Annotated in this window: 23 protein-coding genes and 1 CRISPR repeat array; of the genes, 7 read left to right on the top strand and 16 right to left on the bottom strand. The window is 71.9% G+C overall.

From position 1 onward, the window contains the following. Positions 1-93 precede the first annotated feature (93 nt). On the top strand, positions 94-1548 hold the full coding sequence (locus tag LC193_RS05975) for an HtaA domain-containing protein (RefSeq protein WP_226072248.1): 1455 nt from the start codon (positions 94-96) through the stop codon (positions 1546-1548). Then, positions 1545-3179 carry an HtaA domain-containing protein gene (locus tag LC193_RS05970; RefSeq protein WP_226072245.1) on the top strand — a complete coding sequence of 545 codons (1635 nt, stop codon included), beginning with the start codon at positions 1545-1547 and terminating at the stop codon, positions 3177-3179. The genes LC193_RS05975 and LC193_RS05970 overlap by 4 nt, the downstream gene beginning before the upstream one ends. A gap of 81 nt (positions 3180-3260) precedes the next feature. On the opposite strand, the gene LC193_RS05965 is transcribed toward LC193_RS05970, so the two are convergent. Then, on the bottom strand, positions 3261-4160 hold the full coding sequence (locus tag LC193_RS05965) for a LysR family transcriptional regulator (protein WP_226072243.1): 900 nt from the start codon (positions 4158-4160) through the stop codon (positions 3261-3263). Positions 4161-4243: 83 nt separating this feature from the next. On the opposite strand from LC193_RS05965, the gene LC193_RS05960 reads away from it, so the two are divergent. Then, on the top strand, positions 4244-5251 hold the full coding sequence (locus LC193_RS05960; protein ID WP_226072241.1) for a threonine ammonia-lyase: 1008 nt from the start codon (positions 4244-4246) through the stop codon (positions 5249-5251). 12 nt (positions 5252-5263) lie between these two features. On the opposite strand, the gene LC193_RS05955 is transcribed toward LC193_RS05960, so the two are convergent. Next, positions 5264-6397, bottom strand: coding sequence for a DUF5685 family protein (locus tag LC193_RS05955; RefSeq protein WP_226072239.1), 1134 nt, complete (start codon positions 6395-6397; stop codon positions 5264-5266). Positions 6398-7319: 922 nt separating this feature from the next. Here LC193_RS05955 and LC193_RS05945 point away from each other — a divergent pair. Together LC193_RS05945 and LC193_RS05940 are read left to right on the top strand one after the other, a co-directional pair. Beyond that, the gene (locus LC193_RS05945) at positions 7320-8525 is read left to right on the top strand and encodes a helix-turn-helix domain-containing protein (RefSeq protein WP_226072238.1); all 1206 of its coding nucleotides are present in this window, start codon (positions 7320-7322) and stop codon (positions 8523-8525) included. A 379-nt stretch (positions 8526-8904) separates the two neighbouring features. Next, on the top strand, positions 8905-9438 hold the full coding sequence (locus LC193_RS05940; protein WP_226072237.1) for a GNAT family N-acetyltransferase: 534 nt from the start codon (positions 8905-8907) through the stop codon (positions 9436-9438). A gap of 7 nt (positions 9439-9445) precedes the next feature. After that, a CRISPR array of direct repeats spans positions 9446-9718; the repeat unit is 29 nt; unit sequence GGGAACACCCCCGCGTGTGCGGGGACGAG. Between the two features lie 305 nt (positions 9719-10023). Here the strand turns inward: LC193_RS05940 and LC193_RS05935 are convergent. The 8 genes from LC193_RS05935 to LC193_RS05900 form a co-directional block, all read right to left on the bottom strand. Beyond that, positions 10024-10191, bottom strand: a complete 168-nt coding sequence (locus LC193_RS05935) for a hypothetical protein (RefSeq protein ID WP_226072235.1) — start codon at positions 10189-10191, stop codon at positions 10024-10026. Positions 10192-10208: 17 nt separating this feature from the next. Beyond that, positions 10209-11177, bottom strand: coding sequence for a hydroxymethylbilane synthase (gene hemC / locus LC193_RS05930; RefSeq protein ID WP_226072232.1), 969 nt, complete (start codon positions 11175-11177; stop codon positions 10209-10211). Continuing rightward, on the bottom strand, positions 11174-11617 hold the full coding sequence (locus LC193_RS05925; protein ID WP_226072230.1) for an NUDIX domain-containing protein: 444 nt from the start codon (positions 11615-11617) through the stop codon (positions 11174-11176). Before LC193_RS05925 ends, hemC begins: the two co-directional genes overlap by 4 nt. 111 nt (positions 11618-11728) lie before the next feature. Next, on the bottom strand, positions 11729-11956 hold the full coding sequence (locus tag LC193_RS05920; protein ID WP_226072225.1) for a hypothetical protein: 228 nt from the start codon (positions 11954-11956) through the stop codon (positions 11729-11731). Beyond that, on the bottom strand, positions 11953-12126 hold the full coding sequence (locus tag LC193_RS05915) for a hypothetical protein (RefSeq protein WP_226072223.1): 174 nt from the start codon (positions 12124-12126) through the stop codon (positions 11953-11955). Before LC193_RS05915 ends, LC193_RS05920 begins: the two co-directional genes overlap by 4 nt. A gap of 59 nt (positions 12127-12185) precedes the next feature. Further along, on the bottom strand, positions 12186-12560 hold the full coding sequence (locus LC193_RS05910; RefSeq protein ID WP_226072221.1) for a hypothetical protein: 375 nt from the start codon (positions 12558-12560) through the stop codon (positions 12186-12188). Between the two features lie 94 nt (positions 12561-12654). Then, positions 12655-13506: a helix-turn-helix domain-containing protein gene (locus LC193_RS05905; RefSeq protein ID WP_226072219.1), complete on the bottom strand. Its 852-nt coding sequence runs from the start codon at positions 13504-13506 to the stop codon at positions 12655-12657. 22 nt (positions 13507-13528) lie between these two features. Further along, positions 13529-14053 carry a DUF6879 family protein gene (locus LC193_RS05900; RefSeq protein WP_226072218.1) on the bottom strand — a complete coding sequence of 175 codons (525 nt, stop codon included), beginning with the start codon at positions 14051-14053 and terminating at the stop codon, positions 13529-13531. A 1040-nt stretch (positions 14054-15093) separates the two neighbouring features. Between LC193_RS05900 and LC193_RS05890 the strand changes: the two genes are divergently transcribed. Further along, entirely contained in the window at positions 15094-15618 is a 525-nt protein-coding gene (locus LC193_RS05890) for a DUF6879 family protein (protein ID WP_226072216.1), read from the top strand. Positions 15619-15849: 231 nt separating this feature from the next. Here the strand turns inward: LC193_RS05890 and LC193_RS05885 are convergent, their stop codons facing one another. From LC193_RS05885 to map, 6 genes are all read right to left on the bottom strand, one after another. Next, positions 15850-17445, bottom strand: a complete 1596-nt coding sequence (locus tag LC193_RS05885; protein WP_226072213.1) for an alpha-amylase family glycosyl hydrolase — start codon at positions 17443-17445, stop codon at positions 15850-15852. A 39-nt stretch (positions 17446-17484) separates the two neighbouring features. Continuing rightward, positions 17485-18321 (bottom strand): carbohydrate ABC transporter permease, encoded by an 837-nt coding sequence (locus tag LC193_RS05880; protein ID WP_226072212.1) that lies wholly within the window; start codon positions 18319-18321, stop codon positions 17485-17487. After that, positions 18318-19421: a carbohydrate ABC transporter permease gene (locus tag LC193_RS05875; RefSeq protein ID WP_226072209.1), complete on the bottom strand. Its 1104-nt coding sequence runs from the start codon at positions 19419-19421 to the stop codon at positions 18318-18320. Before LC193_RS05875 ends, LC193_RS05880 begins: the two co-directional genes overlap by 4 nt. Further along, positions 19418-20722 (bottom strand): ABC transporter substrate-binding protein, encoded by a 1305-nt coding sequence (locus LC193_RS05870; protein WP_226072207.1) that lies wholly within the window; start codon positions 20720-20722, stop codon positions 19418-19420. The genes LC193_RS05875 and LC193_RS05870 overlap by 4 nt, the downstream gene beginning before the upstream one ends. Positions 20723-20873: 151 nt before the next feature. After that, on the bottom strand, positions 20874-21533 hold the full coding sequence (locus LC193_RS05865; RefSeq protein ID WP_226072204.1) for a biliverdin-producing heme oxygenase: 660 nt from the start codon (positions 21531-21533) through the stop codon (positions 20874-20876). Between the two features lie 153 nt (positions 21534-21686). Next, positions 21687-22553 carry a type I methionyl aminopeptidase gene (gene map / locus LC193_RS05860; protein WP_226072202.1) on the bottom strand — a complete coding sequence of 289 codons (867 nt, stop codon included), beginning with the start codon at positions 22551-22553 and terminating at the stop codon, positions 21687-21689. Between the two features lie 33 nt (positions 22554-22586). Here map and LC193_RS05855 point away from each other — a divergent pair, with 33 nt between their 5' ends. After that, positions 22587-22844 (top strand): hypothetical protein, encoded by a 258-nt coding sequence (locus LC193_RS05855; protein WP_226072200.1) that lies wholly within the window; start codon positions 22587-22589, stop codon positions 22842-22844. Positions 22845-22943 lie beyond the last annotated feature (99 nt).

Raw genomic sequence — 22943 nt, 5'->3', positions numbered from 1 at the left:
TTCGTCCGCCTTTCGGGGTTACGGACTGGCCGAACGGGACTTAGGTTAGCCTAACCTCACTTGCTCGTTCCGGTCGGCCGGGAGGAACCTTCGTTGCTGCCCACAACCCCGTGGCGCGCCGTGCGCGCCCTGCTCGCGGTGCTCTCCCTCGCCCTGCCGCTGGCCCTGCTGCCCGCGCCGGCGGCGCAGGCCGCCGAACTGACCGTCGCCGGCGGCCGGTTGGACTGGGGCATCAAGGCGTCCTTCCAGACGTACGTGACCGGACCCATCGCCAACGGCTCGTACGGGCTGACCGGCGGAGCAGCCACGGTCGGCGAGAACCAGTTCAGGTTCCACTCGGCCCAGGGCGCCTACGACCCGGACACCGGCGCGTTCGAGGCGCGTTACGGCGGCGGCGTGCACTTCACCGGTCACCCCGAGGACGACGGCGGCCACGAACTCGACCTGTCCATCAGCAACCCGACCGTGCGCGTCTCGGGCCAGTCCGGCACCTTGTACGCGGACATGCGCGGCAAGGAGCGCGGCACCGGGCGCGTCACCGACGCCGCCCAGGTGCCGCTGGCCGCGCTCGACCTGACCGGCGTCGACCTGCGCGGCGGCACCGGCATCTCCGTCAGCACCATCCCCGCGACCCTGACGGCCGAGGGCGCCACCGCCTTCGCGGGGTACTACCGGGCGGGCGACCCGCTCGACCCCGTGACGCTGACCGCCGACGCGCAGGCGCCGGAGCCGGAAACCGAGCCGGAGCCCGAGCCCTCCGAGGCGGAGGCGGAGCCCGAGCCCTCCGAGGCGGAGGCGGAACCGGGCGCGGTGGCCGACGGGGCCGTGGACTGGGGCGTGCGCCGCACGTTCCGCGAGTACGTCACCGGCGCCATCGCCGAGGGCTCCTGGCAGCTCTCCGACGGGGCGCAGGACGGCGGCGCCCTGTTCCGCTTCCCCGTGGCCTCGGGCACCGCGGACCCCGAACGCGGTACGGCCGAGGCCGAGTTCGCCGGAACCGTCAGCTTCACCGGCAACGGCCTCGACCTGACCATCGGCGGCTTGGCCGTCACCGTCGCGGACGGCACCGGCACGCTCACCGCCGATGTCTCCGGCGGTGCCGAGCCGGCCGAGGACCGTCCGCTCGTCACCTTCGAGGCCCCCGACCTCACGCCCAGGGACGGCCTGATCCTGCTGAGCGAGGCACCCGCGGAACTCACCGCGGAGGGCGCCGAGGCGTTCGGCGGGCTGTACCCGGCGGGCGCCGCCATGGACCCGATCACCCTCGCCCTCGCCGTGGAGGAGGGCGCGGAACCGCCGCCGCTGCCCGACCTCGGCAGCGAGCCCGCCGCCGACGACAGCCCGCAGTCCGCGGGCGCGTCCCCCGACCCCACACCCGCGCCCGACGCGGCCGGTCCGGCCGACGACGGCGGAACGCCGACCGCCGCGTTCACCGCGGCCGGGGCAGGCGTGCTGCTCGCCCTGGCCACGGGCGCCTTCCTCCTGCTGCGCCGCAGCCGCCGCAGCGGGAACGCCACCGCCAACTCCGAGGAGACCGACCAGACATGACCCGTACCAGACCCCGCGACACCCGGCCGCCCCGCGCCGCGCGGCGCGGCGGCATCCTGCTGGCCGCGGCCACCGCGACCGTGCTGAGCGTCACCGCGTTCGCCGCCCCCGCGCAGGCCGAGGACGGCGCGCCGGCCCCGTCGATCCCGATCGTCGACGGCACGCTCGACTGGGGCGTGAAGGACTCCTTCCGCCGCTACATCACCGGGCCCATCGCCGGCGGGAGCGCCACGACCGGCGACGGCGCGGAGACCACCGAGAACGGCTACCGCTTCACCGGCGGCGCCGGCACCTACGACCTGGCGACCCACGGGCTGGACACGGCCTTCGGCGGCAGCGTCCACTTCGAGGGCCACCACGGCGAACTCGACCTGAAGCTCTCGGACTTCCGCGTCGTCACCGAGGGCACGAGCGGCGCGATCGTCGCCGACGTCACGGTGGCGGGCGCCACCACGGAGGACGTGGAGTTCGCCACGCTCGACCTGTCGGGCGTGACGCCGGACCGCGGCGAGGGCGGGACGATGGTCTTCGCCGACGTCCCCGCGACCCTGACCGCGGGCGGCGCCGAGGCGTTCGAGTACCACGGCAGCCCGATGTACCCGGAGGGCACCGGCCTCGACCCGGCCACCCTGACCGTCACCCCCGGGGCGCCCGAGGAGCCGGGCGGCCCCGAGAACCCGGAGAACCCCGAGAACCCCGGCGGTCCCGAGAACCCCGGCGGTCCCGAGAACCCGGGCGGCCCCGAGGAGCCGGAGAACCCGGGCGGTCCGGAAGACCCGGGCGGTCCCGAGAACCCGGACGGCCCCGAGAACCCGGGCGACCAGGGCGGGAACGACCAGGGCGGGAACGACCAGGACGGCGACGACGAGGACGACGCGCCCGGCACCATCCACGACGGACGCCTCGACTGGGGCGTGAAGGAGTCGTTCCGCTCCTACGTGACCGGGCCCATCGCGGGCGGCGCGGCCGAACTCACCGGCGGGGCCACCGAGATCGCGAACGGCTACCGCTTCCCGAACGCCCAGGGCAGCCACGAGGGCGACGCCGGCGCCCTGGACGCCGGCTTCGACGGCGCCGTGCGCTTCACGGGCCACGACGGCACGCTCGACCTGTCGTTCTCCGAACTCGGCATCGAGGTCGACGCCGACGGCGCGGAACTGGTCGCCGACGTCAGCTCCAAGGACCGGCAGACCGGCGAGGTCAGCACCTACGACGACATCGCCGTCGCGGACCTCGACCTGCCCGCCGACGCCCTGGACCCGGCCGGCGACGTCATCACCCTCGACGCCGTCCCGGCCACCCTCACGGCCGAGGGCGCCGAGGCGTTCGCCGGGTTCTACCACGAGGGTGACGCCCTCGACCCGGTCAGCGCGGCGCTCGCCCTCACCGAGGACGCCGACATCTCGGGCGGCGACGGCAACGGCAACGGCGACGGCAACGGCAACGGTGACGGGAACGGCAACGGCGGCGCGGGCGGCGGGGCCCTGACCCCGACCGGCGCCACCGGCGGCGCCCTGGCCTCCACGGGCAGCGGCGTGGACACCCCGCTGCTGGTCGGCGGCGCCGCGGCCCTCACCGCGGCCGGCGGAGCGGCGCTCCTGACCGCCCGCCTCCGCCGCACCCAGGGCTGACGCCCGGGCCCGGCAGAACACCGCCGCGCCTGCCCCGGGGGGCAGGCGCGGCGCGCTGCCGAGCGCCGCGGGGGCGACCGTTCAGTAGCCGGCCGGACCGGCCGCCGCCGCGGTCAGCGCCGCCGTGAACGCCTGCACCGGCTGAGCGGCGGGCGGCCTGCCGTACACCGCGAGCGACACCCGCCTGCGGTCGTCGGGCAGGCGGTCGGCGCGCACCCGCGGATGGCGGTGGGCGCGCAGCGCGAGGCCGGGCAGCACGCCGACCCCGAGCCCGGCGGCGACCAGCGACTGCACGGCCACGTAGTCGTCCGTCTCGAAGGTGACGCGCGGCGCGAAGCCGGCCCGTTCGCAGATGGAGGCCAGGTGCGTGCGGCAGCGTTCGCACCCGGCGATCCAGTTCTCCCGCGCGTAGGTGGCCAGTTCTGCGCGTGGCCCGTCCCACGAGCCGTCCGCCGGAGTCACCACGTACATCGGCTCCTGGAGCAGCGGCGTCGTGGTCGTGTTCCGCCGGTCGCCCGGCACCGGGTCGGCGTGGTCGAATATCAGCGCCGCGTCCACGTCACCGTTGCGCAGCGCGGTCAGCGCCTCGGGCGGCTCCGCCTCGGTCAGCGCCAGCTCGACGCCCGGGTGGTCCGCCGCCAGCCGCGCCGCCGCCGTCGGCACCAGCGTCGCCAGCGCCGAGGGGAACGCCGCGAGCCGCACCCGCCCGGTGGCCAGGCCCGCGTGCGCGGCCAGCTCCGCGCGCGCCGACTCCACCTGCCCCAGGATCTCCTCGGCGCGCGCCACCAGCAGCCGCCCGGCGTCCGTCAGCACGATGCCGCGGCCCACGCGCCGCACCAGTACCACGCCGACCTCGGCCTCCAGCTTCGCGAGGTGGTGGCTCACCGAGGGCTGCGCGTAGTGCAGCGCCTCGGCCGCCGCGGTGACCGAGCCCGCGCGGGCCACCGCGACCAGGACCCGCAGCCGTGTGAAGTCGAGCATGCCCCCGAAGGATAGACGGTTTCGATGGGTACAGAGAAAACCGGCATTGGATCTATCGGTGGCGCGCGTGGCACGGTGCCTGCATGTCTGGTTTGTCTGGCACCTCAGGTCCGCTCCGTCCGCCGACCATCACCGACGCCCTGCGCGCGCGCCGCCTGCTGGCCGACCACCTGCCGCCCACGCCCATGTGGTCCTACCCGGCGCTGAACGCGACGACCGGCGCCACCGTTCTGCTCAAGCACGAGAACGTCCAGCCCACCGGCGCGTTCAAAGTGCGCGGCGGCCTGACCCTGCTGGCCGGGATGAACGCCGCCGAACGCGCCCGCGGCGTGGTCGGCTACTCCACCGGCAACCACGCCCAGTCCCTGGCCTACGCCGCGGCCCGCTTCGGCGCGCCCTGCGCCATCGTCATGCCCGAGCACCCCAACCCGGCGAAGGCGCACGCCGTGCGGGCGCTGGGGGCCGAGCTGATCGAGGCGGGGGCCGACCTGGGCGAGGCGGCCGTGCACGCCGAGCGCGTCGCGGCGGAACGCGGCATGCGGCTGGTCAGCGCCGCCGACGAGCCCGACCTGATCGCCGGGGTCGCGACCGCCTACCTGGAGGTGTTCGACCGCGAACCGGCGCTCGACGCCGTCATCGTTCCCGTCGGCGGCGGCAGCGGGGCAGCCGCGGCCTGCCTGGCCGCCGCGGCGCTCGCGCCGGACTGCCGGATCGTCGCCGTGCAGTCCGCGGCCTCGCCCGCCGCCCACGACTCGTGGCGTTCCGGCGGCGCGCTGCTCAACCGGCCCAGCCGCACCCGCGTCGAGGGCCTGGCCACCGGCAGCGGGTTCGCGCTCACCCAGCGGCTTATGCGCGACCACCTCGCGGACTTCCTGCTCGTCGACGACGACGCGATCGGCGAGGCGCAGTGGACGCTGATGCGCGACGCCCACACCCTCGCGGAGGGCGCGGGCGCCGCCGCGCTCGCGGCGCTGCTGGTGCACCGGAAGCGTTTCGCAGGGCAGCGGGTCGCCGTGATGTGCACCGGCGGGAACGCAAGCGAACGGGAGATCCGCGCGTTCAGCGCGGCGGCCACCGCGACGGCCGCCTGAGCCGGGCGGGCCTCAGCAGTCGCAGCAACTGCACCCGTCGCCGCCGTCGCCGTCGCTGTTGCCGCAGTTGCAGCAATTGCAGCAGTCGGCACACGTGCCGCAGCACTCGCACCAGTGGCACCAGCCGTGCCGCTCCTTACCGGTCCACGGGTCGTGGTACGGGTCGGCGCAGCACACCTGGCAGGTGCAGAACAGCCCCGTCCACACGGCGCAGCCGGCCAGCAGCCCCCGCGTGCGGCCGGGCGGCTGGGGCGGCGCCGGGGGCGGGCCGCCCGGCGGCGCGTGGGCGCAGGTGGTGCCGAAGGCGCGGTCGACCGCCCGGCGCAGCTCGTGGTCGAGGAGCAGGTGCAGCAGCCGGTCGTCGGTGAACTCGGCCTCCGCCAGGGCGAGCCGGACGCCGAGCACGGCGTCGTCGCACAGGCGGCGGACCTCGGGCAGCGGGGTCCCGGTGGCGGTGATCGGGTTCCACGCGCCGGTCCGCGCGTCGCTTTCCAGATCCTCGACGGCGTCGAGGAGATGGGCGACGCGGCCGAACAGGCGCCCGGCCTCGGACAGGGCCGCCGCGTTCCCCGGCCGTCCGGCCAGGCGCGCGGTGTGGCCGAACGCGGCGGCCGTCGCCGCCTCGGTCGGCGCGGTGACGAGGAGCACGGGCGTGCCGGGGCCGGCCGCGGCCTCGACGGCGGGCTGGCGTTCCACGGCATCGGTGAGAACGGCGGTGTCGAACCCGACCCGCGCACCGCCCCGGCCGCCCGCGGCGTCCCAGCCGGAGGCGACGCGCCGCGCGGCGGTCGCGAGCCCGCGCCTGGCCAGGATGCCGTCGCCGTCCGCGACGTGGTCGCGGATCTTCGCCGACGCCAGAACGAGGGACACGGCCGCGGCCAGGGCGGCGCCCTCGCCGCGCGCGACGCTCGCGGTGCGCATGCCGCGCAGCGGGCAGGGGCCCGCGGTGCGGCGGGCCACGTTCTCGCTCGGCGCCTGGGCGTCGTGCAGGACGGATATCAGCAGCCCGTCGTAGTTGGTCGCGACCCTGGCCGCCTGTCCGTGCGTGCCGCGCAGGGCCAGGCACAGGCCGCACAGGTGCGCCATCCAGTCGGCGGCGAGCCCGCCGGGCAGGCGGTGGCGGCAAGGTCTGATGATTCCGAACACAGTGCGAAAGCCCCCCGTGAACTGAACTGCTGGTCACATGCGGCGCCCATCATGACACCATGCCCATGCGTATGGGAGGCGAGGCCACCGAACCCCCGCCCGACACCCCCGAGCCAACCCCCGCGGATGCGGGGACGAGTCCTCCGCCGACCCCGTCGGCGAACACCAGCATCGGAACACCCCCGCGTGTGCGGGGACGAGGGCCCCGCGAACGACGCGGGGCAGGGCGGCCGGGGAACACCCCCGCATGTGCGGGGACGAGGGGGCGCCCCCCGCCTGCACCAGCAGCCGCATGGGAACACCCCCGCGTGTGCGGGGACGAGGGACCCCTGGCCGGCCGCGCAGGTCGAGGCGATGGAACACCCCCGCGTGTGCGGGGACGAGGCTTTTTGACCTGCGGCTTTAGGGCGCCTGGGGTGCGTTTTCATTCGGTTGCATCTTGCGTGCCTCTCAGGTAGAGCTGCCTGCAAGTGCTGAGGCTTGGTCGGTGGTTGCCTGTGTTGCCTTGGTGCGCATGCAGCGTAGCGGGCAGGGGGAGGCGGTGCGGCGGGTTGCGGTCTCGTTCGGCGCCTGGGCATTCGTGGAGGACGGATATCAGCAGCCCGTCGGAGTTGGCCGCGCGTTTGGCCGCTTGCCCGTGTGCGCCGCGCAAGGCCGGGCACAGGCCGCGCAGGTGTGCCATGCAGTCGGCGGCGAGCCCGCCGGGCAGGCGGTAATGGCAGGGGCTGCTTATTCCGAACACAGTGCGAAAGCCCCCGTGAACTGAACTTCCGATCCGATGCGGCGCCCCTCATGACACCACCCCTGCGCGGAGAACGCGCGCGTCACACCCGCCCCCGCCAGGGCTGGGCGCTGTCCTGAGTGTGCGGCCAGGAGTACCGTTCCAAGTACCGAGAGCTACTACGGCACACGCGAGGTCAGCATGCCCGACTACACCCCTACGGCTTCGGAGAGGCGAGGAATCGGCGCGCGCATCCGGCAATTTCGCGCGATCCGCGGCTTCTCGCTCACCGAACTCGGGCGACGCGCCCACGTTTCGGCATCCCAGCTGTGCCGCATCGAGGGCGGTACTCGCTCCGCCAGCCCAGCGGTGGAGGCCGGTATCGCCCGGGCGCTCGGCGTCACGGTCGCCGTGTTGCACGGACAGCCGTACATCCACATGTTGCAGGCCGAACGCCTCGACGCGTTGCTCACCCCGATCAGCAGCGCTCTGCATTCCTGGGACATCCCGCCGGACGAGGCGCCGCCACGCCGACTCGACGACCTCACGAACGACGTCCGCCGAATCGTCCAGCTGCGCATCAGCACCGAGTTCGCGAAGATCGCCGAGTCGCTGCCCGCGCTCATCGTGGAGGCGTCCGCCGTCGCGCTGACGGTTCCGGCCGGAGAGCCGCGCGAACGCGCTTACCGTCTCGCCGCCGAACTGGCCCGCACGGCAGCCATCATGGCGTACAGACTCGGCTACATGGACCTCGCGAGACTCGCCCTGTCCCGCATGGCCGCGGTGGCGCCGCACTCGGGCGACCCCGCCCAAGTGGCGATCGAGCGACTGGAACGGTCCGCGATGACCCACGCGCAGTCAGGGCGGCCAGACCGGGGGATGGCACTGATGCGCGTGGCCTTGCGTGATCTCGACGACGACGGTACCGAGGTGACACGCGCGGTGCGTGGCAGTCTGTACGTGCGAGCGGCGTCTCTGGCGTTCCAGCAACGGGACGAAAGCAGCGCGCACGACTGGCTCGGGCAGGCGCGTGAGTTGGCCGAACAGACCGGCGACGTGTACCACCACGCGCTGACGTTCGGCCCGTTCGGCGTCGCGCTGGCGCTGATGGGTGCGGAGAACGACCGGGACGACCACGCCGCAGCGCTGTCACGCGCGTCGGAGATGCGGCTGCCTCCGCACTGCCCACCCACGCTCGCCGCGCACTTCATGATCCGCAAAGCACGCGCGGAGGCGTGGACAGCCCACCACGAGGAAGCGTTGCGGTCCCTGCTGTCCGCCCGCGAGACGGCCCCGCAGCTGACGCGGTACCACCCGCACACCCATGAGACCGTCGGGACGCTGCTGCGTGCCCGCCGGGCACCGGCCGAGCAGCTGCGGGAGTACGCCCGGTGGAGCGGTGTGTGACACAGCGACTGCACACCGGTGGCCGGTCCCGGCGTTCTGGCAATGCCGGTATGTCAAGCCCGTAGTCGGTCGTGGCGGGAACCTTGTTGCTGGCAGCGAATGGACAGCCCCAGGGCGCGATCACCTTGAGAACCGCTTCTGTTGCACTGCCCGCCCGGGTGCGTGCCCTTGTGTCGCGATATCCGGGTGGCAGGGGGCGAGACCGAGCGGCAGGCGGTACCGCTCGTTGGGATCGGTGGCAGAACCCCGCGTCCGGAAAGTCGTGCCACTACATCGGCGTCCGCGTCCCGACCTGGTGTAGCCGGAGTCGGGCACGCAGTCCTCAGGAAGCACGCCCTGCTCCTGCGGAAACTTTCACTAACCTCGGGCCGGTGACCCCATGAGTCTGGAACTGCTGGCGCAGAGTGAATTGGTTGCGCTCGGTCCGCTCCGCCGCGACCTCCTCACCCTTTACTTGCGCTGGGACAACGACCCTGGCGTCATGCGCGGCTACGGTCGCACCACAGAGGTATGCCTCGACGAACGCTCCGCTGGCCTGGAGGCGCAACTCGCCGGCGACCACCTCCACCGCACCATCTACGACGTGCGCGGCGGGCGGCCAGCACCCATCGGCACCGTCACCCTCGCCATCGACCACGACATGCACACTGCCGAACTGTCCATCGCTCTCGGCCCCGAAGGACGCGGCCAGGGTTTGGCCGCCCCCGCCGTGCGCCTCGCAGCCCGGCACGGCTTCGACACCGCCAACCTGCGCAGTATCTGGCTCACTGTCCTTGCATCCAACACTCACGCCATCCGTGCCTATGAACGCGCTGGCTTCCGCCACGTCGGCCGCCGCCGGGAGGCCGGGTACTGGGACGGCCTGCCGTGCGACGAGCTTCTTATGGACGCGTTGCCCCCGGACATTCTCTGACCGGCACGGAAACACCCCCGCGTGCACGGGGACGAGAGTACATGACCGAACGTGGCGCCCGGGTCCAGGGGAACACCCCCGCGTGCGCGGGGACGAGGCAGGCAAGGGGGACCTATGCGATCGCTGCGGGGGAACACCCCCGCGTGTGCGGGGACGAGCCTTCTCCCGCAGCCGGGCACCCGCCCGACGCGGGAACACCCCCGCGTGTGCGGGGACGAGTTCGAGCACTTGATCTTGGGGAGCTCCCAGCCGGGAACACCCCCGCGTGTGCGGGGACGAGGCTTCCTGACCTGCGGCTTTAGGGAGCGTGGGGTGCGTTTTCATTCGATAGCATCTCGCGTCCCTTTCAGGTATGGCCGCTAGGAAGTGCTGATGCGCGGCCGGTGGTTGCCTGTGTTGCTTCGATGGTAGGTGAGGGGGTCGAGGCGGTGGCGCGGCCTTGCTGAAGGGGCGGGTATCTGGACCGCCGCTTCCCGCGTTGGCATACGGAAGTGAGGTTGCGGCCGTACTCGCTACCGAACGTCGCTGGTTCGGGTCGCGGCTGCCTGGTTGGTGGCTTGCGGCCTGCGTCGTTGTGCTGCGGTGCTACGCCGCGGGCGTGGTTCCCGGCGGTGGCTCGTGCACGAACCCGCACACGGGCTCGCCGCCCCGGCGCGTGCGTGCGCGGTTGAGGTGGGCCACGACTTCGGCGTGGCGCGGGTCGGGCCACTCGGTAGGTTCGGGCCACTCCTCGCCGCCCTCGTTCTCGTTCATCGGCGTCCCTCTCCTGGTCAGTGAGGGATACCGGAAATGATGTCGCGGGCGCCCTGGCGCAGCAGTTCGGCGCAGACGCGGGAACCGAGCACCGCCGGGTCGTTCAGCGACTCGCCCCAGCAGTGGGCGTGAACGAACTGGGAGCCGTCGCGGGAGAACACCATGCCCCGCAGGCTCAGTTGGCCGTCGGGTTCGGTGACGCAGTATTCGGCGATCGGGCTGTTGCAGTGCTCGCGCAGGCCGTGGAGCATGACGCGTTCCGCAGTGACTTCCCGCATCGTGCGTTCGTGGTTGAGGCGGGCGAGCAGGCCGGCCACGGGGCCGTCATCCCGGCGGCACTGGAGGCCGAGCACGCCCGCGCCGACGGCGGGCAGCATCTCCGCCTCGGTGAACACCTGTCGAGCCCGGTCGGTCAGTCCGACGCGTTCCAGACCCGCCAGGGCCAGGACCATGGCGTCGAGCTTGGGCCCTGGCTTGTCGCCGTCCAGCTTCTCCACGCGCGTGCCGACCAGGCCGCGCAGGCGCACCACGTTCAGGTCGGGACGGACACGGTTGATCTGCGCCTTGCGCCGCACGGCGGAAGTGCCCACGGTCGCGCCTGCGGGCAGGTCGTCGAGCGTGCGCACGCCCGACTCCCGTGGGACGAGCAGCACATTGCGCACCCCCTCGCGCGGCAGGTAGGCGGCGAAGACGATGCCGTCCGGTAGGGGGACATCGCCCGGCACGTCCTTGACGCAGTGCACGGCCATGTCGACCTCGCCGCGCTGAAGCATCTGGTCGATGCGCTTGGTGAACAGCCCTTTCCCGCCGAGCTTGGCCAGGTCGCCCTGCCACATGTCGGCCTCGGTCGTGACCGGCACCGACTCAACCACCAGGTCGGGGGCTTGCTTCCTCAGCAGGGCGGTCACCTGCTCGACTTGCGCGAGCGCCATGGGGGAGCTGCGGGTGCCGATACGCAACGGCCGGTCGGCCGGGAAGTCGGTCACGAATGTGTCCTCTCGGGGAAGGGGGCTTCACGGTAGTAGGGACCTCGGCGCAGGCGCGCCGCGATCCTCGGGTGCAACAGCACGTGGGCGCGCGATGGAGGCACCAGCTGGTAGGCGTCGATCTCTTCGGGCTGAAGCCGGATACCGGCGATCTGCCCGGCGGTGAGCGTTGGAGCGGTGAATACGAACGCCAGCCGCCCACGCCGCCCGGCCGTGCGGGCCGGTACCCATTCGACGACATGAAGAGGGCCGGGCTCGATGTCCAATCCGGTCTCCTCCCGGGCCTCCCGGCGCGCGGCGGCGCGCGGGGACTCGTTCGCCTCGACAAGACCCCCGGGCAACTGCCAGTACGTTCGGTCACGTGGGTGGAGGAGCAGCACGCGTCCGGCGGTGTCGCGGAGCAGCAGGGCGGCGGTGAGCGGATGGCCCGGGGCACGCATCAGTTGCTCTCGGTGGTGTCGGGCATGGCGGTTCTCCTTCGTGGGGTGTCGATCCTGGCGAACGCGTTCGCCCGTCCGGATGTCCGCTTCGTGGTCACCGCGAGGTGGCGGTCATCGGGGTCGGCCGCGCGGGATGCGGGGGTTGTGGCGGCGGGCGGCCCAGAGGACGGTGGTGCGGTTCATGACCAGGGTTTCGCCGGAGTGGAACTGAAGCCGTTTGCGTCCGGCGGCCAGTGCGGTCAAGTCCCGCACGACGAGAGGCTGTCCGCCGATCATGATCTGGTCTCCGACGGCGACGGTGCGGGCGTCGATTTCCACTGCGATGATGACGCCCTTCACCGGCTGGCCTCTTCGGCCGGCTTGGGGTCGGTGTCGGAGGCGGGTTGAGGGGTGGGCGGGCGCAGGTGGGCGCAGGCGCTTGCGGGGTAGATCAGGGCGTCGCAGCTCGGGCAGTGCGCGCCGTCCTCGCGGCGGTCCAACTCCGGGCCGAGGTGGCGACATGTGGACATGACGTGCTCCTACGGGGCGAGAACGAAGCAGGCCACGAGCAGGCAGGCCACGGGCGCGGTCACCGCGCCTGCTCCAACGCGCCGCGCAGCGCGTCCGGGTCGGTCAGGCAGGTAGCGTTCGGGGGGATCGCCCACCAGACGACGAACCGGCACGAGTCGAGCGCGTCAGCGGGCGGCACGAGGAGCGCGAGCCCGCGCCCGAGGACCTGCACGCCCAGCAGCCCGGCGTCCCACCCGGCCGTCGTCCCCGTCGGAACGAACCACGTCATCGTCCGCGCGAACTGGTCCTCGACCACCGGCCCGGACTGCTCCCGCAGCACACCGACCGTGCGGGTGCCGACGAACGACGGGGCCCTGACGGCATCCCACCAGCGGCCGGACGGCAGTATCGCCCCGAACCCGGACGGCAGCCATGAGGGTGCTGTCTCGGACATCGTCATCGTGCCTCCCACGCCCAGGGGTCTGTGCCGAGGACGGTAGAGAGCGCGAGAGATCAGCCACCAGAGAGTTGCGAGAAATTGCGGAAATTCACCCTAGGGCGTTCAGTGCGGCCAAGATCAGGCGACGCGCGCGGTCTCCGTGTACAGCCAGGTCCAGCAGGCGAGCGTGCGCCCGCACATATAGATCCACCTCGCCGGGCGCGGTCACCGTCACCTGGGCGCCGAGAAGTTCGACATGCACTCGCTGGTCATCGAACATCGTGAACCCTTCCAGTACCCATTGCGGGCGGGCTGGGGCGGAGAACGGCACGATGCCCAGGGACACGGCGGGCAGAGCCATGGCCGACAGCAGCGCCCCGAGCTGCCCAGCCATGACATCCGGCTGGCCGATCTGGTAGCGCAGCACGGATTCCTCGATTAGGAGCACGAACCGGTGCCGCCCCGACCGGATCACATCGGACCGCGCCAGCCGCGCCTCGACAGCCTCCGCGACGTCGTCAGGTGTGCCGTGAAAAGTGGCAATCGCAGTCAGCAACGCGGCAGCATATGCTGGCGTTTGGAGCAAGCCGGGCACGACCTGAGAGGAGTAGACGCGAAACAGGCTCGTGCGTTCGTACAGCGGCACGCGAGATTCTTGCAGGTGCCGCAGGCCGCCACGTTGGAGCCGACGCCACTCGATGTACATCGAATCGGCATTGCGCGAGGCCACGATCAAGTCGCTGATCTGGTCCTCGGCGTCACACGCTCTGCACCATGCGCGAATGTCGGCGTCCGAGGGTGCTGCCTTGGCGCTCTCCAGGCGTGATGTTTTCGCGGGGTGCCACCCGCACCGAGCGGCCACGTCGCGCCCAGTCAGTCCTGCGTCGAGTCGTATCTCACGCAGCCTACTCGCAATGGCACCGCGAGCGGCCTGAGCGCTGGATGATGATGATCCGGACATGGGTAGCTGCTCGGCGCGGTGATCAGACGCGGTCCTCGGCGTGCGGTGTTGCTCGCTCCCATACGGCCTCGAACGCCGTGGCGCACAGCTTCACCACAGCCGGGTCACCGACGACTTCGGGACCGGCGCTCGCGCCGTCACCGGTGAAGTGGTTGAACCGGACGACCTGGTCGTCGAAAAGCCAGAAGTCGTTCCCCGGGGGCGTGATGTCGGAGGCCCCGCGCCGTGACAGCCACCGCACGTCTTCGCCTGCCTCGATGTTGAGGGGAGTTCCGGCGTGCTCGAAGCGGATGTACCCGCTCACGGGCTCGGAGACAATGCGGGCGCGGCGGATGACCACCTCGCGGGCAACGGCGGCGCGTACGGTGTCGAGCCACGCATCGCGGCGCCCGGAGTGGTCGTGGCGGCTGCTGTCGTCGCCGGCCTTCCAGGCAGCAAAATCGGCCCCCTCCTCGGCAATGCCGTAGGCGTCACGCATCTCCAAATGGACGGCCAGCTGGCGGCAGTCGGCCAGTTGCTCAGTGAAGCTTGGTGGCTTCTGCTGCATCGCACGCCTTCCTGAGGATGGGGACCATACGAGCGGGGAGTCGGACGACGCCCTCGCTGTCGGGGATCTTGCCCGTCCTAAGACAGTCAGCCTCGGTGGCCGCATCGGCCTTCCAGCCTTGGATCACCAGGTCGAGGTCGCCTCGTCGACCCACACGGTGGGGCATTGGTTGCCGTCCGTGTTGGGGGCGATACCCATGAACCGTAGCGCCGTGGCCCGTACTCCTGTCGAGTGGGTTGCGTCTACTTGCGCACCATCGCCCATCCGTGGCGCTTCCGTCGACAGGTCGGCACTAACTGTGACGGGTCCAAGTGGCCGAGCTGCTTGGGGAGGTGACGCACGCGCATCCTTCTCCTCAGGGCGCCCCCGCGTAGGCGGGGAGAAGTTCCGCACAACATTAGGCATTTGCCCGTCTTCAGGAACACCCCCGCGCGTGCGGGGACGAGCCCAACGCTCCACTCCTCCCCGGCGACCTCGTCGGAACACCCCCGCGCGTGCGGGGACGAGGAACCGGATGTCGACGCTGTCCGCAGCGCGCAGGGAACACCCCCGCGTGGGCGGGGAGGAGGCTTTCTGACCCGCGGGTTCAGGGCGCGTGAGGTGCGTTTTTATTCGGTTGCATCTTGTGTCCCTTTCAGGATGGCTGCAACGAAGTGCTGAGGCGGGGCTGGTGGTTGCCCGTGTTGCTTCGATCGTAGGGGAGATAATCGATGCGGTGACTCGGCCGTGACGTCGCTGTGGCGGGTCGCGGTTGTCGGGTTAGCGGCTGCGGGCCTGCGCCGTTGGGCTGCGGCGCTCAAGCCGCGGGCGTGGTCCCCGGCGGTGGCTCGTACACGAACCCGCGCACAGCGACCCCGAGTCAGGGTGACGACAGCCCGGCTATCTGGACCGACACAGACCGTCGCGAAGTCGTGATCCGAGGCTGGAAAGCCACTCTGAGGAGGAGCGCTCTGCTACAGCGTGGGCACAGCCTCCAGTCCGCGAGGTCATTGTCCGCGTCCCCTTCATCCATATGGCTCCAACCATCAGGGAGGTACTGAGTGCCCTCGAACGTCCCACCGATCGCTGAACTGCTGGACGCGACGCAGCACAGTGCCGTTCACCTGGAAACGCGCGACGTGTACGCCGTTGACCCCGAGAACGCGGAACTGGCTGTGTGGCGGCGGACCGGTCGGCGATCGGGTCCGGACAGCGAGTATTGGCGCCCGTGGGTGCAGTTGATCCGGTGCACGGTCGCCCGCGGCGTTGCTGTTCGCCGGGCCCGTATCGTCTCGGAACCGACGACCGAGTACATCCGCTTCGAGCACGCAGGCACGGCCGTCAACGTGTCGGCGGGCGAGGAGGTGCGGTGGCTGCCGCGCAAGCGGACGTCCGATCTGCTGTTGCCCGGCAACGACTTCTGGCTGTTCGATGGCCGTCTTCTGCGGATCGGGCACTTCAGCGGAGACGGCTACCTGGCCGGCCACGAGGTCATCCGCGACTCGAACGTTGCCGGGATGTGCGCGAAAGCCTTCGAAGCCGTGTGGGTTCGCGCGACGCCACACGACCAGTACACGATCGCCTGACCGGGTTGGCCAGCTCATGACTGCGTCCCCGTCCGCGTCGGCGCAGGTTGTGCGCCAGGCCGTTGGCATCCAGGTCAGGGAACTACGACTTGACGCCGGGCGGACAGTCGTCGAGCCGGTCAGCCGGTGCGGCTGGCACCCCCGGGCCCGCCCGGCGCACCACCGGCCCGCCCGGCGCGGCTCCGCACCACCGCGCCGGGCCCGGCCCCGCCCCACGGGCCCGGCGCGGGGTCAGTAGGCGAAGATGCCCCAGCCGAAGCCCGGGACGGTGACCTCCTGGCCGTCCACGGTGGCGCCGCCCGTCTCCACCGGCCTGGCGCCGGGGGCGCCGGGGGCCGGGAGGGTGAACGAGGCGGGTTCGCGGCGCGGGTTGACGGCGACGAGGTAGGCGTCGCCGCGCGTGTACACCAGCGGGTAGCCGCTGTGCAGGACGTTGACGGGGGAGCGGCTGCCGAGTTCGGGCGTGGACGTGCGCAGCGCGATCAGGCGGCGCACCAGGTGCAGCAGCGAGCCGGGGTCGGCGCGCTGCGTCGCGACGTCGGGGCGCCCGGGGTCGGGGTCGAGCGGCAGGTAGTAACGGTCCTCGGGGGCCGTGGAGAACCCCGCGCCCGGCGTGTCGTCCCACTGCATCGGCGTCCGCGACCCGGCGCGGTTGTAGCCGGGGTCGAGCACGCTGCCCTCGTGGTCGGGCAGGCCGGGCAGGTACCGCATGCCGATCTCGTCGCCGTAGTAGATCGCGGGCAGCGTCGGCCAGGTCAGCTGGAACGCGAACGCGGCGGGCAGTTGCTCGGCGGTGCGCGGGCCGCAGGCCAGGCGGGAGAAGTCGTGGTTGGCCGTGGGCAGGGTGATGAAGCCCTGGTCGCCGATGACCGCGCTGACCGACTCCCAGGCGGTGACGAACGTGCCGGCGGTGCCGCCGCCGTCCGCGTCGAAGTAGCAGTGCTTCTGCGTCCAGTGGTCGGCGACGGTGCCGTGGCCGTTGTTCCACAGCGAGCGCAGGGGCAGGCCGTCCGATGGGCCGCCGAACTGGAGGAAGAAGTCGGAGTGGAAGCCGGCCGGGACCGAGACGGCCGGGTCGCCCCACTCGGCGAGCAGCGCGGCGTCCGGGTGGGTGGCGTCGAGCCATTCGCGCAGTTCGGTCCACAGCCGGCCGGTCTCGGTCAGGTCCGGGTCGTCCTTGACGAGGGAGTGGGCCATGTCGACGCGGAAGCCGGCCAGCCCGAGGCGCAGCCAGTGATCCATGATCTCGCGCAGCGCGGCCCGGTTGGCGCGCGGCCCCTCGGCGTGGACGGGCAGCCGCCACGGCTCTGCCGGGTTCTCGCGCGCGTAGCCGAAGTTGAGCGCGGGCTGGGACTCGAAGAAGTTCGGCAGGTAGCCGCCGGCCCGCAGGCCGGGCGAGGGCACGAAGCCGGGCGGCAGGCCGTCCCGCGCCTCGGTCCAGATGTACCGCTGGTCGGCCGGGTCGTCGATCGCGGCCTGGAACCACGGGTGCCGGTCCGAGGTGTGCCCGGCGACGAGGTCGAGCATGACGCGGATGCCGCGCCGGCGTGCGGCGTCGACGAGGTTGGCGAGGTCGTCGGCGGTGCCGTAGCGGGGCGCGACCGACAGGTAGTCGGAGACGTCGTACCCGGCGTCGTCGAAGGGGGAGGCGAAGCAGGGGTTGAGCCAGACGGTGTTGACACCCAGCCACGCCAGGTGGTCGATCCGCTCGGTGACGCCGTTGAAGTCACCGATGCCGTCGCCGTTGGAGTCGGCGAAGCTCTGCGGGTAGATCTGGTAGAGAACGGCGTCGGCGAGCCAGGCGGGAACGGGGCGGAAGGAGGGCATCGGGCGGCACACCTTTCGGTTCGCGGGTCGGGTGGCGGTTCAGCCCTTGACCGCGCCGGCGGTCAGCCCGGACACCACCGCGCGGCGGAACACCAGGACGAGCAGCGCGATGGGGAGCACCGAGACCGTCGCGGCGGCGAAGATGGTTCCGTACGGGACGGTGAACTGGCTGCCGAACAGCGCGAGCCCGACCGGCATGGTCCTGAACCGGTCGGCCGTGTTGAGCGTGAGCGCGATCAGGAACTCCGTCCAGCACGCGGTGAACGTGAAGATCGCCGCGGTGAACATGCCGGGTCTCGCCTGCGGCAGGATCACGGACAGCACCGTGCGCACCGGTGAGGCGCCGTCCACCCACGCGACCTCCTCCATCTCCTTCGGGATCCCGAGGAAGAAGTTCCGCAGGATCCAGACCGCGAACGGCACGTTCAGGGCCGTGTACACGAGGATGAGCCCCTGGTAGCTGTTGAGCCAGCCGATATCGCGCATCAGCAGGAACAGCGGGGCGGCCAGCGCGATCGTCGGGAACAGCGAGATCATCAGCAGGGCCACCATGATCGGCCCCTTGCCGCGCAGCGGCAGCCGGGCCAGCGCGTACCCGGCGAACGCGCTCAGGGACAGCACCAGGATCGTGGCCACGATCGAGACCGCCACCGAGTTGAGCAGGTAGGTGCCGAAGTTGTTGTCGGAGAACGCCTGCCGGTAGTTGTCCCAGGTGGCGCTCTTCGGCCACAGATCGGGCGGGTTGGCCCCGATCTCGTCCGGCCCCTTGAACGAGGACGCGGCCATCCAGTACAGCGGCGCGGCCACGAATGCGGCGATGGCCAGGGCCGCGAGGTGCGTCCAGGTCAGCCGGAGCCGCGTGTGCCCGATTCTCATGTGCCGGCCTCCTCCTCGCCGACCTGGGACCGGAAGGCGCGCAGGAACAGCAGGCAGCCGACCAGCACCAGGGCCGCCGTGCTCGCCGCCACGGCCGCGCCCGGGCCGAAGTCGAGGTTGGTGAACATGACCTGCCAGCCCAGCAGGGCCAGGGATTCCGTCGCGTTGCCCGGCCCGCCGCCGGTCAGCACGAACGGCAGGTCGAAGATGCCGAACGCCTGGAGGATGCGGAACAGCACGGCGATGGTCAGCGCGGGCCGCAGCAGCGGCAGCCGCACCCGCCAGAACGCGGTCCACGCGTCGGCGCCGTCCACCCGGGCCGCCTCGGTGACGTCCTTGGGCAGCATCATCAGCCCCGCGAGCACGATGATCGCGACGAACGGGGTGGTCTTCCAGATGTCGGCGACCGCCATCGAGATGATGGCGGGGAAACGGGTGCCGAGGAACTGCACGGGTTCGCCGGTCAGGTTCTCGGACGCGGAGGTCAGGATGCCGTAGACGCCGTTGTACATGTACGCCCAGAGCTGGGCCGAGACCACCGTGATCATGGCCCAGGGAAGCAGCAGCAGCGCCATCATCCAGCTGCGCCCGGCGCCGCCGAGGCGTTCGAGCACCAGGGCGATCAACGTCCCGAGCACCAGCTCGGCCAGCACGGTGCCGATGGTGTACAGCACCGTGAACAGCACCGCGTACCGCCACCGCTCCGAGCCGAGGAGCAGCCCGTAGTGGCCGGTGGTGAAGCCGGAGAGGCGGAAGCCGCCGGCGGAGACGTCGACGTTGCTCAGGCTCATGGCGACCGAGAAGGCGATGGGGAACAGCGTGACGGCCAGCACCACGAGCAGCCCGGGCAGCGCGAACCCCCAGCCGAGCCGGGCGAACTTGCGTTCCAGCGCGGTCCGTCCGCCGCGGTCCGGCCGCGATCCGCCCTTCTGGCCCTCGGGGCCCGGCGGCCCCTCCGCCGCGGCGGCGTCCGCCCGGTTCTGGCCGCCGCGCGGGGCCGGGTGGCGCAGGGAGTGCCCGTAGGCCAGCGTGTGGCCCTCGTCCTCGCCCGTCGGGGGACCGTCGGCCCGGGGGGTGCCCTCCGGGGGTGTGTCGCTCACAGGGCGTCGCCTTCCAGGGCCCGCTGGATGTCGTCGCACGCCTCGCGCAGGGCCGCGTCCGGCGGGGTCGAGCCTGCGAGCGACGCGTTGATGTTGCTGAAGATGCCGTAACTGACCTGCGCGTAACGGGGGATGACGGCGGGCCTGGCGACCGTCGGCACGTCGGCCGCGATGGCGAGCACGGGGTCCTCGCGTTGCAGCTCCTTGTCGTTCAGCACGTCGGAGACCGTGGGCAGCACGGCGTTCTCCGCGAGCATCCGCTGCGCGCGGTCCCCGGTCATCCACTCGATGAACGTCAGGACGGCGCCGATGGACTCGCTGTGCGGGTTGACCATGAGGTTCCAGCCGCCCGTGCCTGAGGGGCCGGGGTGCTCGCCGCCCTCGAACGCGGGCAGCGGGGCGATGCCGACCTTGCCCGCGATGGCGGAGACCTCGGGGTTGTTCGACTCGCCGAAGCCGTAGCCCCAGTTGCGGTGGAAGACCGCGTCGCCCTCGATGAACGTCTGGAGCGACTGCGGCTCCTGGAAGCTGGTGCTGGCCGAGGGCGCGATGCCCTCGTCGAGCATGCGGCGCATGAAGTCGAGCACCCGGCGGTTCTCCTCGGAGTCGATCGCGCAGCGCTCGCGGTCCTCGGTGACCACGCGCCCGCCGGCCGCGGCCGTCAGTTCGAGCCAGTTGACGCTCAGCCCCTCGTAGTTGGCCCACTGGCCGACGTAGCCGTAGCGGACGTCGCCCGCGTCCTGGATCGTCTTGGCGGTCTCGGCCAGCTCCTGCCACGTGCGCGGCACCGGCAGGTCGTGCTTCTCCAGCAGGTCCTTGCGGTAGTAGAGGAAGCCGGCGTCCGCGTAGAAGGGGGCCGCGACGTGCTCGCCCTGGTACTCCGCGAGCCGGGCGCGTTCCTCCGGGTAGCGGTCCCAGAAGTCGTCGGGCAGGTGCTCGTCCAGCGGCATGGCCAGGTCGGCCCGGCCGAACTGCGCGGGCCAGATCACGTCGCTGCTGAACACGTCGATGCTGCCCGAGCCGCCGGAGATCTCGGTGGTCAGCGTGGCGCGCATGGTGTCGGTGTTGTTCGGCGCCGCCTGATAGGTCACCGAGATGTCCGGGTGTTCCTTCTCGAAGGCGTCGATGAGTTTCTGTGGCAGGCCCTCGGGCCCGAAGTTGATGGCGTACCAGGTGATGGCGCCGGACGCCGGCCCCACGTCCCGCGGATCGACCGCCGCGGAGCCGACGCCGGAGCCGCATGCGGCTGCGGCCAGCAGAACGGGGACGGCGCAGAGCGCAGCTGCTCTGCGGATGGACATGCCCAGGACCTACTCCTCGTGGATGACCGCGTTCCTGGGCCTCAGAGTCCCGTGCGCACCTCCCGACACGAAGCGGAAAACGCTCTTATCGGAAATATTCACCGGGATGGCGCCGCGTGCTCCGGGCGGTCGCGGAGCGGGCGCCCGCGGTTCAGGGGGTCAGGGCGTCGCCCAGGTCCTGGAAGACGGCCGTGTTCAGCGCGAACGCCCGCTTGCACTCGTCCACCACGCGCAGCCGCTCGGGGCCGTCGAGGGGGAGCGCGTCGAGCAGGGCGCGGTACTCCCGCTTGAACGCCGCCGGGTTGTCGATGGCGTCGAACACGTAGAACCGCACGCCGTCGCCCTTGCGCTCGAAACCCCACCGCGCCTCCGCGGTGCCGCGGATGACCTGGCCGCCGGAGAGGTCGCCGAGGTAGCGCGTGTAGTGGTGCGCGACGTAGCCGCCGGGCCAGTCGCGGGCCACCTCCATCACGCGCGCCGCGTACGCCTCGGTCGCGGGCAGCGGGCGCAGCGCCGCGCGCCAGTCGGCGCCCTCGTGCAGGTGGTCGAGGTCGCGTTCGAGCGCGGCGGTGCGGAACAGCTCGGGCCGGATGAACGGGCCGGCCACCGGGTCGCCGGCCAGCCGGTCGGCGGCCCCCTCAAGGGCCCGGTACACGAACCACAGCTGTTCTGTGTACGCGCGGAAGGCGGCCACGCCGAGGCGCCCGCCGAGCAGGTCGCCCATGAACGCCGAGTTCTCGGCCTCCGTGTGCTGCTGGTGCGACGCGTCACGGATCAGGGTCGAGAACGGGGTGGCTTCGAGCACGGTCACAGCGGGCCTCCAGGCCGAACCGGGGCAGCGCGCGGCGGGGCGCCGCGCCCGGCCATCCTCGCTACTTAGGCTTACCTAAGTCAAGCGTTTGCCGACACCGTGTCGGTAACCCGCGCCTCGCCGTCCGGGCCTTGGAGCGGGCCCGGCGCGCGTTCACGGCAGCGTCAGGATCTCCGCCCCGCCGTCGGTCACGACGAGCGTGTGCTCGAACTGCGCCGTGCGCTTGCGGTCCTTGGTGACGACCGTCCAGTTGTCCGCCCACATGTCCCACTCGTGGGTGCCGAGGGTGAGCATCGGTTCGATGGTGAACGTCATGCCCGGCTGGAGGACCGTCGTCGCGTTCGGGTCGTCGTAGTGCGGGATGATCAGGCCCGAGTGGAACGAGCTGTTGATGCCGTGCCCCGTGAAGTCGCGCACCACGCCGTAGCCGAAGCGCTTGGCGTACGACTCGATGACGCGCCCGATCACGTTCACGCGGCGGCCGGGGCGCACCGCCTTCACCGCGCGGGCCAGCGCCTCGCGCGTGCGCTCGACGAGCAGGCGCGACTCCTCGTCGACGGCGTCCTCGCCGCCCACCAGGTAGGTGGCGTTGGTGTCGCCGTGCACGCCGCCGACGAACGCGGTCACGTCCAGGTTCACGATGTCGCCGGCGCGCAGCACGGTGGAGTCGGGGATGCCGTGGCAGATCACCTCGTTCACCGAGGTGCACAGCGATTTGGGGAACTTCCGGTAGCCGAGCGTGGACGGGTAGGCGCCGTGGTCGCACAGGTAGGCGTGCGCCACCTCGTCGAGCCGGTCGGTCGTCACCCCCGGCTCGATGTGCGCCGCCGCCTCCGCCAGGGCGCGCGCCGCGATGCGCCCGGCGGTCCGCATCCGTTCGATGGTCTCCGGGTCCTGCACGTCCGGGCCCTGGTAGGGCGAGGGCGCCTCGCGGCCGACGTACTCGGGCCGGGGGATGGCGGAGGGGACGGCGCGGGCCGGCGAGATGCGGCCGGGGACGAGAAGCGACTGGCCAGACATGCGAATGAGTTTACGGGTGGGCAGGATGAGGGCATGGCTGCTCTGTTCCGACGCACGACGGCCGGCCGGTCCGGCGAGTGGTACTACTGCCTCAGGCACCGCGCGGTCGAGGAGGGACCCGACTGCCCGGCCCAGGACCGCTTCGGCCCGTACCCCACCCGCGCCGAGGCCGAGCACGCGATGGACACCGCGCGCGAGCGCAACGAGGCGTGGCGCAAGGACCCGCGCTGGCGCGACGACGACGCCGAGGACGACGACGAGGACGGGAACGGCGGTCCCGCGGCCGTCTGACCGGGGGATCGCCGCCCCGGCCCTCTCGCTCCCCGCCCGTCGCTGGGTATCGTGCAACGGCCTCGCGCCTGTTCCGGCCGTGGCGGGGTATTGAGCGGA

The sequence above is a fragment of the Streptomyces marincola genome, assembly GCF_020410765.1.
Classification (GTDB): Bacteria; Actinomycetota; Actinomycetes; order Streptomycetales; family Streptomycetaceae; genus Streptomyces; species Streptomyces marincola.
This window is presented reverse-complemented; position numbering and strand designations above follow the sequence as displayed.

Bases quoted from the DNA above. Each gene is read 5' to 3' on its own strand.
- LC193_RS05970 (WP_226072245.1), top strand. From the start codon at position 1,545: ATGACCCGTACCAGACCCCGCGACACCCGGCCGCCCCGCGCCGCGCGG.
- LC193_RS05965 (WP_226072243.1), bottom strand. From the start codon at position 4,160: ATGCTCGACTTCACACGGCTGCGGGTCCTGGTCGCGGTGGCCCGCGCG.
- LC193_RS05960 (WP_226072241.1), top strand. From the start codon at position 4,244: ATGTCTGGTTTGTCTGGCACCTCAGGTCCGCTCCGTCCGCCGACCATC.
- LC193_RS05945 (WP_226072238.1), top strand. From the start codon at position 7,320: ATGCCCGACTACACCCCTACGGCTTCGGAGAGGCGAGGAATCGGCGCG.
- LC193_RS05940 (WP_226072237.1), top strand. From the start codon at position 8,905: ATGAGTCTGGAACTGCTGGCGCAGAGTGAATTGGTTGCGCTCGGTCCG.
- LC193_RS05935 (WP_226072235.1), bottom strand. From the start codon at position 10,191: ATGAACGAGAACGAGGGCGGCGAGGAGTGGCCCGAACCTACCGAGTGG.
- LC193_RS05925 (WP_226072230.1), bottom strand. From the start codon at position 11,617: ATGCGTGCCCCGGGCCATCCGCTCACCGCCGCCCTGCTGCTCCGCGAC.
- LC193_RS05915 (WP_226072223.1), bottom strand. From the start codon at position 12,126: ATGTCCACATGTCGCCACCTCGGCCCGGAGTTGGACCGCCGCGAGGAC.
- LC193_RS05910 (WP_226072221.1), bottom strand. From the start codon at position 12,560: ATGTCCGAGACAGCACCCTCATGGCTGCCGTCCGGGTTCGGGGCGATA.
- LC193_RS05905 (WP_226072219.1), bottom strand. From the start codon at position 13,506: ATGTCCGGATCATCATCATCCAGCGCTCAGGCCGCTCGCGGTGCCATT.
- LC193_RS05900 (WP_226072218.1), bottom strand. From the start codon at position 14,053: ATGCAGCAGAAGCCACCAAGCTTCACTGAGCAACTGGCCGACTGCCGC.
- LC193_RS05885 (WP_226072213.1), bottom strand. From the start codon at position 17,445: ATGCCCTCCTTCCGCCCCGTTCCCGCCTGGCTCGCCGACGCCGTTCTC.
- LC193_RS05880 (WP_226072212.1), bottom strand. From the start codon at position 18,321: ATGAGAATCGGGCACACGCGGCTCCGGCTGACCTGGACGCACCTCGCG.
- LC193_RS05870 (WP_226072207.1), bottom strand. From the start codon at position 20,722: ATGTCCATCCGCAGAGCAGCTGCGCTCTGCGCCGTCCCCGTTCTGCTG.
- map (WP_226072202.1), bottom strand. From the start codon at position 22,553: ATGTCTGGCCAGTCGCTTCTCGTCCCCGGCCGCATCTCGCCGGCCCGC.
- LC193_RS05855 (WP_226072200.1), top strand. From the start codon at position 22,587: ATGGCTGCTCTGTTCCGACGCACGACGGCCGGCCGGTCCGGCGAGTGG.